This is a genomic window from Paraclostridium benzoelyticum, assembly GCF_001006285.1.
In the GTDB taxonomy this organism is placed as follows: domain Bacteria; phylum Bacillota; class Clostridia; order Peptostreptococcales; family Peptostreptococcaceae; genus Paraclostridium; species Paraclostridium benzoelyticum.
The window spans coordinates 22,383-35,033 of record NZ_LBBT01000165.1; the positions used below are offsets into that span (position 1 = coordinate 22,383).

At 30.4% G+C, this 12,651-nt stretch carries 12 protein-coding genes and 1 rRNA gene; 12 read left to right on the forward strand and 1 reads right to left on the reverse strand.

What is annotated here, in order from left to right:
- Nucleotides 1-31 precede the first annotated feature (31 nt).
- Complete coding sequence (locus VN21_RS07645; protein WP_052952009.1) at nucleotides 32-454, forward strand: DUF1934 domain-containing protein; 423 nt, start codon at nucleotides 32-34, stop codon at nucleotides 452-454.
- 30 nt (nucleotides 455-484) lie between these two features.
- Here VN21_RS07645 and VN21_RS07650 read toward each other — a convergent pair whose 3' ends face one another.
- The gene (locus VN21_RS07650) at nucleotides 485-1,183 is read right to left on the reverse strand and encodes a polysaccharide deacetylase family protein (RefSeq protein ID WP_052952010.1); all 699 of its coding nucleotides are present in this window, start codon (nucleotides 1,181-1,183) and stop codon (nucleotides 485-487) included.
- 265 nt (nucleotides 1,184-1,448) lie between these two features.
- Here VN21_RS07650 and tilS point away from each other — a divergent pair, with 265 nt between their 5' ends.
- The 11 genes from tilS to VN21_RS07705 form a co-directional block, all read left to right on the forward strand.
- Nucleotides 1,449-2,837 carry a tRNA lysidine(34) synthetase TilS gene (tilS, locus tag VN21_RS07655; protein ID WP_046822731.1) on the forward strand — a complete coding sequence of 463 codons (1,389 nt, stop codon included), beginning with the start codon at nucleotides 1,449-1,451 and terminating at the stop codon, nucleotides 2,835-2,837.
- A gap of 31 nt (nucleotides 2,838-2,868) precedes the next feature.
- Nucleotides 2,869-4,848: an ATP-dependent zinc metalloprotease FtsH gene (gene ftsH / locus VN21_RS07660; RefSeq protein ID WP_046822732.1), complete on the forward strand. Its 1,980-nt coding sequence runs from the start codon at nucleotides 2,869-2,871 to the stop codon at nucleotides 4,846-4,848.
- A 65-nt stretch (nucleotides 4,849-4,913) separates the two neighbouring features.
- Nucleotides 4,914-5,891: a biotin--[acetyl-CoA-carboxylase] ligase gene (locus VN21_RS07665; RefSeq protein WP_046822733.1), complete on the forward strand. Its 978-nt coding sequence runs from the start codon at nucleotides 4,914-4,916 to the stop codon at nucleotides 5,889-5,891.
- Nucleotides 5,884-6,843 (forward strand): P1 family peptidase, encoded by a 960-nt coding sequence (locus VN21_RS07670; protein ID WP_046822734.1) that lies wholly within the window; start codon nucleotides 5,884-5,886, stop codon nucleotides 6,841-6,843. The genes VN21_RS07665 and VN21_RS07670 overlap by 8 nt, the downstream gene beginning before the upstream one ends.
- Nucleotides 6,844-6,998: 155 nt before the next feature.
- The gene (locus VN21_RS07675) at nucleotides 6,999-7,595 is read left to right on the forward strand and encodes an ECF transporter S component (RefSeq protein ID WP_332840850.1); all 597 of its coding nucleotides are present in this window, start codon (nucleotides 6,999-7,001) and stop codon (nucleotides 7,593-7,595) included.
- Between the two features lie 17 nt (nucleotides 7,596-7,612).
- On the forward strand, nucleotides 7,613-8,383 hold the full coding sequence (locus tag VN21_RS07680; protein WP_046822735.1) for a type III pantothenate kinase: 771 nt from the start codon (nucleotides 7,613-7,615) through the stop codon (nucleotides 8,381-8,383).
- Nucleotides 8,384-8,484: 101 nt separating this feature from the next.
- A complete protein-coding gene (gene dusB / locus VN21_RS07685; RefSeq protein ID WP_046822736.1) occupies nucleotides 8,485-9,453 on the forward strand; it encodes a tRNA dihydrouridine synthase DusB in 969 nt (322 codons plus the stop codon).
- Nucleotides 9,454-9,554: 101 nt separating this feature from the next.
- Nucleotides 9,555-10,034, forward strand: coding sequence for a transcription elongation factor GreA (gene greA, locus VN21_RS07690; protein WP_021429468.1), 480 nt, complete (start codon nucleotides 9,555-9,557; stop codon nucleotides 10,032-10,034).
- 15 nt (nucleotides 10,035-10,049) lie between these two features.
- A complete protein-coding gene (lysS, locus tag VN21_RS07695) occupies nucleotides 10,050-11,576 on the forward strand; it encodes a lysine--tRNA ligase (RefSeq protein ID WP_046822737.1) in 1,527 nt (508 codons plus the stop codon).
- Between the two features lie 390 nt (nucleotides 11,577-11,966).
- On the forward strand, nucleotides 11,967-12,170 hold the full coding sequence (locus VN21_RS07700) for a hypothetical protein (RefSeq protein ID WP_046822738.1): 204 nt from the start codon (nucleotides 11,967-11,969) through the stop codon (nucleotides 12,168-12,170).
- 206 nt (nucleotides 12,171-12,376) lie between these two features.
- Nucleotides 12,377-12,651 (forward strand): 16S ribosomal RNA (locus VN21_RS07705); the annotation flags it as partial.

The following is a 12,651-nucleotide window of genomic DNA, read 5'->3' on the forward strand; positions in this document are numbered from 1 at the left end:
CCTAAGGTTTATATTATTATGGAGGTTAAATATGATCGATGTAAATATATCTATGCATACAAAGCAATATGACAATTTAGGTAATGAAGATTTAATAGAAGTTACATCTAAAGGAAGTATGTATGAGAAAAATAATGATATATACATAGTTTATAAAGAAGAATTAGAAGAAGAATCTGTTCATGTAACAACTACGATTAAAGTTTCAGAAAATGAAGTTTCGATAAAAAGATTTGGGGCTGTTAAATCTGATATGAAATTTGTTCAAGGAGCAGAGACAATAACAAGATATAGAACGCCACAAGGATTGTTTGATATAAAAATAAATACTCAAAAACTAGAAATAAAAAAAATAAATAAATCTATACAGTTAAATATAGAGTATAATATGTGTATAGATGGATTATTTGAAGGAATAAATAAAGTGAGTATATATGCAGAAGAGCTTAATTAAAGCTGACTAATTATTAGTCAGCTTTTAAAATTAATAAAAATTTCTATTCCACCAATTCATTGGAGTTTGATTTTGGCTTATGACCCTAATTTCATAACTATTATTTTTTAAATACTCCAATACACTAGGTAAAGCTTTTACAGTTGTTTGTTTATCATGAAATAAGATAACTGAATTGACAGATTCATTTAAGGAATTTTTAGTGTTAGAAACTATAGATGATACAGTGGCATTTTTATGTGTATCTGTGCTATCTATGCTCCAATCCCAAAGGTTATAACCAGAGTTAACTAAACTATAATATTGATTTTTTGTTAGGTAAGGTTTGCTACCATAAGGAACTCTAACTAGTTTAGTATCATAACCTGTTAAATTTTTCAGTGTATGTCTTGTATTATTAATTTCATTTAAAGCAGATGAACCAGAAGAATAAAACACTGCTTTCTCATGGCTTTGACCATGCAAGCCTATTGAATGACCTTCTTTAAGCATCCTATTGACTATGTCGGGATATAAGGTTATTCTATCTTCTAATACAAAAAAAGTTGCTTTCATATTATACTTACTTAATAAATCTAATATTTCAGGAGTATTTTTATTTGGACCATCGTCAAATGTAATATAAGCAGTTTTTTTATCAACTTGTGTACTTTCGAGACAATGGGAATTAATTGAAATAAAAGATACTAATACGAATGATGTAATTAAAACTGATAAAAATTTTTTCATTTTTGATTACTCCTTACTTAAAAAATTAATTTTGTAAAATAGTATTTTATACTCTTATTGTATGATATTATTTTAAATATATTTAAGTAATGTGAATTTTATATTGGTGGAATTAAATGTATGTAAAAAAACTACCCCTAGATTAATTTATTTGGTATTATATTATTTAACAAGGTTTTAAAATAAAATAATTTTTACAAGGATTTAAGAAGTTTTTATAGAAAGTATACTTGAGTCAAAAAACTAAGTATAAGAGGTATGATTTATGATAGTAGATAGAGTACGAAGTACTATAAATAAATATAATTTATTACAAAAGGGTGATAAAATAGTATTAGGTCTATCAGGAGGACCAGACTCAGTGTGTTTATTGCATGTATTAAAGCAACTAGAGGAAGAATACGATATTTCTATATATGCAGCACACTTAAATCACCAAATAAGAGGTATAGAAGCACAAAAGGATGTTATGTATATATCTCAATTATGTGATAGTTTAGGTATTAAATTTTTTGTTAAATCAATAAATGTGCCTGAATATTGTAAAAAAAATGGATTATCAATAGAAGAAGGTGCCAGAAAATTAAGATATGAAATGTTTTATGAGATAAAACAAAAAACTAAATCAAATAAAATAGCGATAGGACATAACCTAAACGATCAAGCAGAAACTATTCTCATGAGAATGATGAGAGGTACTGGATTACAAGGATTAAAAGGTATTGAATATAAGAGAGATGAAACTATAATTAGACCTATTCTTGATATAGAAAGAAGTAGTATAGAATCATATTGTGAGGAATATAATTTAAATCCGAGAATAGATAGTACAAATTTAGAAAACATATATACTAGAAATAAAATAAGATTAGATCTAATTCCGTATATGCAAGAAAATTTTAATACTAATGTGATTGAATCTATATGTAGAATGGGTAATAACTTAAAGCTAGATAATGATTATATTGAAGAAGAGGGAAATAAAAAATTTAAAGAGGTTTCAAAATTAAATAATAATGCAAGTGTTGAAATCATATTAGATAAATATATTGATTTACACAAAGCAATAAAAAGTAGAATAATTAGAAATTCTATTAAGTATATTTTAGGAGATACTAATTTTGTAGATCAAAAGCATATCGAAGATGTATTTGATTTAGAGAATGAAGATAAAATAAATAAAAAATTAGTTTTACCTAGAGGTTTGTTTGTATATAGAAATAATGATAGTATATTATTTACTAATGAAGAAATAACATATGAAGATTTCGAATTTAATTATAATGTTCCTAAAGATGGAGTTATAAAAATAAAAGAAACTGGAGTCTTTATAGAAACTAAGACAATGAGCATTGAAAGATTTAAAAGTATGAAAGCTGATAAATCCTCTAAAGGATTTGATTTAGATAAATTTAAAGGAGGGATAGTAGTAAGAAATAGAGAATCTGGGGATAAAATAAAACTTGCGGGAGGAAGCAAGAAATTAAAAAGTTTATTCATAGATTTGAAAATACCAAGGGAAAAAAGAAGTAAAATTCCTGTATTGGTAGATAATGAAGAAGTAGTTTGTGTTGGAGATTATAAGATTAGTGAAAATTATAAAATTGATGCAAATACAAAAGAAGTCTTAAAGATTACCTTTAAGAAACTATAAATTAAAACAACTTACGAAAGGAGGGCTTCTTTTGAATAAGATTTTAAAGGGAGCAGGTTTCTATCTACTTATATTTATAATTATCGTGGGGATAGTACAGTTCTCAGGTAGTCCAACAGAGAAAGTAGAAGAAATGAAGTTTTCGAGTGTCTACAGAGAGCTTATGAAAGAAAACATATCTAGCATAAAGATTGTAGAAGACACGGTTATAGAGGGAACTATAAAGAGCACAAATAAAAAGTTTAAAACATACATACCACAAGAGATTCAATCAGAAAAGCTTGCAGATCAATTATTAAAACAAGCTAACGAAGGTAAATTACAATTAATTGGGGCGCCAAAACCAACGACTCCTTGGTTCTTTGATATAATACCATCGCTACTTATGCTTTTCTTTGTATTAATACTATGGTTTGTATTTATGAATCAGTCTCAAGGTGGAGGCGGAAAAGTTATGAACTTTGGAAAATCAAAAGCGAAAGTTCATAAAGATGATGATAAAACAAGAGTTACATTTAAAGATGTAGCAGGACTTAACGAAGAAAAAGAAGATTTACAAGAAGTTGTTGACTTCTTGAAAAACCCTAAAAAATATATTGATTTAGGAGCTAGAATACCTAAAGGTATATTAATGGTTGGACCTCCAGGAACAGGTAAAACATATTTATCAAGAGCAGTTGCAGGAGAAGCGGGAGTTCCATTCTTTAGTATAAGTGGATCAGATTTCGTTGAAATGTTTGTTGGGGTAGGAGCTTCAAGGGTTAGATCTTTATTTGAAGATGCTAAGAAAAATGCTCCAGCTATAATATTTATAGATGAGATTGATGCGGTTGGTAGAAAAAGAGGTGCAGGACTTGGTGGAGGTCATGATGAAAGAGAGCAAACTCTTAACCAATTACTAGTTGAAATGGATGGATTTGGTGTTAATCAAGGGATAATAATAATGGCTGCAACAAACAGACCTGATATATTAGACCCAGCACTTTTAAGACCTGGTAGATTTGATAGACAAGTGGTTGTAGGAGCACCGGATGTAAAAGGTAGAGAAGCTATATTTAAGGTTCATTCTAAGAATAAACCATTAGCAGAGGATGTTAAGATTGAAGTTCTTGCAAGAAGAACTCCAGGATTCACGCCTGCTGATATAGAAAACTTAATGAATGAAGCAGCTATACTTACAGCTAGAAAAAGAGAAAAGAAAATTCATATGGAAACTATAGAGGAAGCTATAACTAAAGTAATAGCAGGTGTTGCTAAAAAGTCTAGAGTTATAAGTGAACCAGAAAGAAAGTTAACAGCGTATCATGAAGCAGGTCATGCTGTATGTGCACATGTTCTTAAGCATGTAAGCCCTGTTCATCAAGTTACAATTGTTCCTAGAGGGAGAGCTGGTGGATTTACAATGCAACTTCCAGTTGAAGATAAATTCTATGCTACTAAGAATGAAATGAAAGAAAACATAATTGTTTTACTTGGTGGTAGAGTTGCAGAAGAGTTAACTTTAGATGATATATCTACAGGAGCGTCAAATGATTTAGAAAGAGTTTCAGCAACTGCTAGACAAATGGTTACTAAATATGGAATGAGTTCTAAATTAGGACCTATGACATTTGGAGATGGAGAAGAAGAAGTATTCTTAGGAAATAGTATAGGCAGCAAGAGAAACTATTCTGAAGAAGTTGCATTTGAAATAGATAAAGAAATAAAAGATATCGTTAATGCGGCTTATAAAAACACCAAACAATTATTAATTGATAATATGGATAGATTAGAATATGTAGCTCAAGCATTATTAATATACGAAACATTAGATGCAGATCAGTTTATAAAAGCGTTTAATAAAGAGTTATCATTAGATCCTAAATTAGAAAATGCTGCAACAGAAGAAACTATCAATAAAGAAGATGCTATTGAAGTTGATTTTAAAGAGGCAAAGAAAGATGAAATTCAGGATGCAGATGTTAATAATAACAATAATGTAGATAATGACAAAGATCAAATAGATGAGTAATAAAAAATGAGGCTAGGGTTTTCCCTAGCCTTTACTTTAATTATTAATTAGATAGAGGTGTTATTTTGAGAGAAAAAATTGTTAATTTATTATTAAATAGTGATTTAGAATTTATATCAGGAGAAGAAATTTCAAAACAATTAGGAATTTCTAGAACAGCTGTATGGAAGCATATTAATGTTTTAAAAGAACAAGGATATGAAATAGAGTCAGTTAATAAAAAAGGATACAGATTAAAAGAATCACCAAATGATATTTTAAGTAAAGAAAATATACTACATAATCTTAAAACTAAGTTTATAGGAAAGGAAATAATACATTTTGATTCTATAGATTCTACAAATAATTATGCTAAGTCAATAGCTAACGAAGCTACAGATGGAACTGTGATTTTAAGTGAAGAACAAGTGAGTGGAAGAGGTAGATTAGGAAAGTGCTGGCACTCTGAAAAGCATGAAGGAATATGGATGAGTATAATTCTAAAGCCAAATATACTTCCTATGGATGCGCCTTTTATAACCTTAGTTGCTGGAGCGAGTATAGTTAAAGCATTAAGAAACTTAGGGGTAGAAGCTACTATAAAATGGCCTAATGATATTATATTAAATGGAAAGAAAACTTGTGGGATACTAACAGAGCTTTCGGCAGAGATAGAGAGAGTTAATTATATTGTGGTAGGCATTGGAATAAATGTAAAAACTATTAATTTTCCTGAGGAGATAGGAAATATTGCAACATCAATACAAAGAGAAGGATATGAAATATCCAGAGTTGATATTGTTAGAAATATACTTAGTGAATTTGAATTAAAATATAATTCGTATATAAATGAAAATGATAAAAGTTCTACTCTAGATGTATGTAAAAATTACTCTGCGATTATAGGTAAAGAAATATATACCATAAAAAATAATGTTAAAGAACAAGTTACTTGTATAGATATAAATGAAAATGGAGATTTAGTAGTTAAAGATAAAAATGGAAAATTAAAAGAAATTATATCGGGAGAAGTTTCTATAAGAGGAGAGCATGGATATGTTTAATAATATTTTAGACGTAAAAGGTATAAAAGTTGGACAGGTAGAAGATAAAGAAGGATTAACAGGGTGCACTGTTATTATATGTGAAGATGGAGGGGTTTGTGGAGTTGATGTTAGAGGCTCAGCTCCAGGAACTAGAGAAACTGATTTATTAGATCCTATAAATATGGTTCAGAAAGTCCATGCTATTGTGTTATCAGGAGGTTCTGCGTTTGGATTGGAATCTACATGTGGGGTTAGTAGATATCTAGAAGAAAAAGGAATAGGGTTTGATGTTGGAGTAGGGAAAGTTCCTATAGTTACTGGTGCGGTTTTATTTGATTTAGGAGTAGGAGATCCTAAATGTAGACCAAATATAGAAATGGGATACAAAGCTTGCCAAATAGCTAATGATATTGAACTTAAGCAAGGGAATTATGGTGCTGGATGTGGAGCTACAGTTGGAAAAATAAGAGGAAATGAGTTTTGTACAAAGGGAGGTATAGGGAGTTATTCAATTAAATTAGACAATGGATTGGTGGTTTCTGCGATTATAGCTGTGAATGCATTTGGTGATGTATATGAAAATGGACAAGTTATAGCTGGTGTTTTAAATGATGATAAAACTGATTTTTTAAATACGTATGATTTAATGAAAAAAGGTGTTAATAAGGGTGGCTTTAATATAGACAATACTACTATAGGTGCAGTTGTAACCAATGCTAAATTATCAAAAGCTGAATGTAAAAAAATATCACAGATGGCTCATAATGGTTTTGCTAAATCTATATTCCCCATACATACTCCTCATGATGGAGATACGATATTTACATTAGCAACGGGCGAAGTTGAAACTGATATAACATTATTAGGTTCAATAGCAAGTGAGGTTGTGGAAAAAAGTGTAATAAACGCAATAAAAAATGCATCGAAAACTAATAACATACTATCGTACAATGAAATTAATTTGAAATAAGAATTATTGACAATGTTATTTCATATTGATAAAATTGTTTTGTTGCAGCTGGCATCCATAAAAAATAGGAGCCTGACTGATTTATTGTATAGATAATTGATTAGTGAAAAATAAAAAGTCCGGCATCTATAAGAGCTGGAACGGAGGTAAATTTTATGATGAAAACACAGGTTCAAACAAGAAAGAAAATAAATGTTAGACAAATGGCGATAATAGGTATGTTATCTGCTATATCAATAATGCTATCAATGACACCTTTAGGATTTATACCAATTGGACCCATTGATGCAACTATAATGCATATACCTGTAATAATAGGTTCTATAATAGAAGGGCCTGTGGTAGGAGGAATAATAGGATTTATTTTTGGATTTACAAGCTTTATAAGAGCTATTACAATGCCAAAACCAACTTCATTCATATTTATGAATCCTTTTATATCTATACTACCTAGAGTTATAATGGGAATTGTGTCATTCTATGTATATAAAGGTGTATTTAAAATAATGAAAAAAACATCAGTTGCAGGTGCTTTTTCAGGGTTGATAGGTTCTCTTATAAATACATTTGGTGTTTTAGGAATGGTATATTTCTTATATGCACAAAGATACGTAGAAGCTATAGGAGGAGATACATCCACGGCTGGAGCTGTAATATTAGGTATTGCTACTACTAATGGAATCCCCGAAGCTATAGTTGGAGCTTTAGTAGTATCAGGAGTTGTAGCTATACTAAAGAAAAGCAAAAAATAGAAAGAAGGTTAGAGTAGATGCTTTTAGTATTTGACGTTGGTAATACGAACATGGTCTTAGGTATATATGAGGGAAAAGAGTTAAAAAATTATTGGAGAATTAGTACGGATAAAGCAAAGACATCTGATGAATATGGGATGTTGATAAATAATTTATTTCAATATGACAATGTAGACAAAAATTCAATAAAAGATATAATAATATCATCAGTTGTACCTAATGTTATGCATTCACTTGAAAATTTCTGTGTGAAATATTTCAATAAACAACCTTTAATAGTTGGACCTGGTATAAAAACAGGATTAAATATTAAATATGATAACCCTAAACAAGTAGGAGCAGATAGGATAGTAAATGCTGTAGCTGCTATAGAAAAATATAAATCACCGATGATAATAATAGATTTTGGAACAGCTACAACATTTTGTGCAATATCAGAAAAGGGAGAGTACTTGGGTGGGACTATAGCGCCAGGTATAAAGATATCAAGTGAAGCTTTATTCCAAAGAGCATCAAAACTTCCTAGAGTTGAACTGTTAAAACCTGGAATGACGATTTGCAAGAATACAGTTTCGGCTATGCAATCGGGGATAATATATGGATATGTAGGATTAGTAGACAAGATTATAGCTATGATGAAAAAGGAATTAGGAAATGAAGATATAAAAGTAATAGCTACTGGAGGACTTTCATCATTGATAGCATCAGAAACTGATAGTATAGATTGTGTAGATAAAAATTTAACCCTAGAGGGATTAAAAATTATTTACAATAAAAATAAAGAATAGTAGCAGGGAATTGGATTTTACATCCAGTTCCTTTTTTATGATAAGTTTATTAAATAAATTGGGTATATTTATAATAAATATATTAATAAAGGAGACCGTATATGAAAATAGGAAATGTTACGTTAGACAATAAAGTGTTTTTATCTCCTATGGCAGGAGTAACAGATTTACCTTTTAGGCTTATATGTAAAGAACAAGACTGTGGAATGTTGTACACAGAAATGATAAATGCAAAAGCACTTTGCTATGATGATCAAAATACGAAAAAAATGCTTAAAATAGAAGAGGAAGAACATCCGGTAGCAGTGCAAATTTTTGGTTCGGATCCAGCATTTATGGGAGGAGCAGCGGAAATACTAAATGAATATCCTAATGAAATATTGGATATAAATATGGGATGTCCGGCCCCTAAGGTTGTAAAAAATGGTGATGGATCAGCTCTTATGAGAACTCCGAAGTTAGCTGAAGAAGTTTTAAAATCTGTTGTAAAGAACTCTAAAAAACCTGTTACTTTAAAGATTAGAAAAGGCTGGGATGACAATAATATAAATGCAGTTGAAATAGCTAAAATAGCAGAAGCTTCTGGAATAAGTGCATTAGCTATACATGGTAGAACTAGGGAACAATATTACTCTGGCAAGGCTGACTGGGATATAATAGCTAAAATAAAAGAAAATATAAACATACCAGTAATAGGTAACGGAGATGTTTTTGAAGTTGAAGATGCTATAAACATGATAAATAAAACTAATTGTGATGCTATAATGATAGGTAGGGGAGCTCAAGGGAACCCTTGGATATTTAAAAGAATCAACCATTATATGAAAACAGGAGAAATTTTACCTGAGCCTACAGGTGAAGAAAAAATAAATGCAGCTTTAAAACATCTTAAATTAGCAATAGATGAACATGGAGAATATGTAGCTGTAAGAGAAATGAGAAAACATATTGCATGGTACTTAAAAGGACTTAGAGGTTCGGCTAAATTAAGAGATGAAATTAACAAGATAGAAAGCTATGAAGAAGTAGTAAACAAGCTACGTGACTACTTATCGCACTCCTTGACATAAGGGTGATAGTAATTTATAATATAGCGCATAAATAGTATAAGATATAAAATTAATTTTGTTTAATGTTAAATAAAAATCAAAGAGAAGGAGCTGTAGGGGTTATGGAAGATAATAAGGAAATATTATTAACTCAAGAAGGATATCAAAAATTAGAAGATGAGGTTGAGCATCTGAAATCAGTTAGAAGAAGAGAAGTTGCTGAGAGAATAAAGGTAGCTATATCTTTCGGAGATATATCAGAGAATGCTGAGTATGATGAAGCTAAAAATGAGCAAGCACAAGTTGAAGAAAGAATAATGAAGCTTGAAAATATGCTTAGAAAAGCAGTTATAATAGATGAATCTAAAATAGATTCAAATATAGTTACTATAGGATCTATAGTAAAAGTTAATGATATGGAGTTCGAAGAAGAAGTAGAATACACAATAGTTGGTTCTGCAGAAGCTGATCCATATGAAGGTAAGATATCTAACGAATCACCTGTAGGAAAAGCTCTTTTAGGTAGAGCTAAAGGAGAAGTAGTAGATGTTCAAGTTCCTGATGGTATTGCTAAATTCGAGATATTAGAAATAAGAAGATAATCTGGAGGTATACAAATGAATAATGATCAACAAAACGTTAATGATCAAGCTAAAGAAGAACTTACAGAAGTACTTAAAGTAAGAAGAGAGAAATTAGCTAAATTACAAGAGATGGGAAGAAATCCATTCCATATAAGTAGATACGATAGAACTAACTGTTCTACAGATATAAAGAATGACTTTGAAGCTTTTGAAGGTAAGGTTGTTAAACTAGCTGGACGTATAATGAGTAAGAGAATACAAGGTAAAGCTGGATTTATAGACATACAAGATCAAGAAGGAAGAATACAGTGCTATGTAAGATTAGATAGAATAGGTGAAGAAGAATATGCTGTGTTCTCTACATATGATATAGGTGACATAATAGGTATCGAAGGTGAAGTATTTAAAACTAAGAGAGAAGAGATATCTATAAAAGCTAATGATGTAAAATTATTAACTAAGTCTCTTCAAGTTCTTCCAGAGAAATACCATGGATTAAAAGATCAAGATTTAAGATATAGACAAAGATATGTTGATTTAATAGTTAACCCAGAAGTTAAAGATGCTTTCGTTACAAGAACTAAAGCTATGAAAGCTTTAAGATCTTATTTAGATGAAAGAGGATTCTTAGAAGTGGAGACTCCTATATTAAATACTATAGCTGGTGGAGCGAATGCTAGACCATTTATAACTCATCATAACACATTAGATATACCGATGTATTTAAGAATAGCTAATGAGTTGTACTTAAAGAGACTTATAGTAGGTGGATTTGATAAGGTATATGAAATGGGAAGAATGTTTAGAAATGAAGGTATGTCAATTAAACATAATCCTGAGTACACTGCTATAGAATTATACCAAGCATATGCAGATTATACAGATATGATGGAAATTACTGAAAATGTAATAGCTCATATGGCTGAAGCTGCAACTGGAAGTATGAAAATAGATTATCAAGGAACAGAAATAGACTTTACGCCTCCATGGAGAAGAATGACTATGGAAGAATGTGTAAAAGAGTATGCTGGTGTAGATTTCTCTACTATAGATACTGATGAAGAAGCATTAAAAGTAGCTAAAGAAAAAGGTATAGAAATAACTCCTGGTATGAGAAGAGGAGAGGTTATCAACGCTTTATTTGAAGAATTTGGTGAAGATAAGCTAGTTCAACCTACATTTATAACTCATCATCCAGTAGAAGTTTCTCCGCTTGCTAAGAGAAATGTAGAGGATCCTAGAAGAACAGATAGATTTGAAGCTTTCGCTAATAAGTGGGAATTGGCAAATGCATTCTCTGAACTTAATGATCCTATCGATCAAAAAGAGAGATTTATGGATCAATTAAGAAAGAAAGAGTTAGGTGATGATGAAGCTTGTGATATGGATGAAGACTTTGTAAATGCGCTAGAAGTAGGTCTACCTCCAACAGGCGGTCTAGGAATAGGAATAGATAGAGTTATGATGTTATTAACAAACTCTCCATCTATAAGAGATGTTATATTATTCCCTACAATGAAACCTATAAAAGAAAACTCTACAGATGAAATAGAAGAGTAAACAATAGATTAGAACCTTTCTAAAAATATTTTAGAAAGGTTTTTTTATGCTTAAGAAAATTACATTAAATAAAAAATTATGGATAATCTATGAAATATAGATATATTAATTAGGTTGATGTTGGCGTAAAAAAGTTTTGAGCAACGGACGAAGTTGGTGGTGACATAAAGTGGTTCGCAGACGTAGTCGCTCAAGTAAAGCAAATTTTTTTATATTTAATTCAACAGTAAAGAATTAATAGCGATATATAATTTTGAGAACAAATATTAAATGCTGAAAAAAACTGAAAGATAAGATTAGAAAATGATAGGTAATGGTGAAAAGTATATAAAGGAAAATGGAATAAAAATTTAGAAGTTAAGTATTAATAAAAAATTAGGGGGATTTGATATGAAAAATTTAATTAATTGGATGTGCCTTTTATCTGTGATGGGATTAGTTCTACAAGTTATGATTCATATAAATTCAGAAATTATAAGAGAGTTTAATAGTGCTAAATCTAAAAAAACTAATATGAAAGCCAAACGCAAAAGTATTGCAAATACTAGAGTTAAAAGAACGGGGGAATATTATCAAGAAAAAATTGCAAAATAATTAAAAAAATATTACAAAAAGTGTTGACGATGTTAAATTAAGGTGGTATAGTATTACTTGTCCTTAAGAAAAGGGCAAAACAAAAATGAACTTTGAAAATTAAACAGTAGGTTAATTATATAAATTCTTTTTTAAGAATTAAACACAAACAACCAAGCCAGATATTCAGATAATGATTAGCTGAGCGATGGACAACTTTTTAAATTATATTTGAGAGTTTGATCCTGGCTCAGGATGAACGCTGGCGGCGTGCCTAACACATGCAAGTCGAGCGATCTCTTCGGAGAGAGCGGCGGACGGGTGAGTAACGCGTGGGTAACCTGCCCTGTACACACGGATAACATACCGAAAGGTATACTAATACGGGATAACATATAAAAGTCGCATGGCTTTTGTATCAAAGCTCCGGCGGTACAGGATGGACCCGCGTCTGATTAGCTAGTTGGTAAGGTAATGGCTTACCAAGGCAACGATCAGTAGC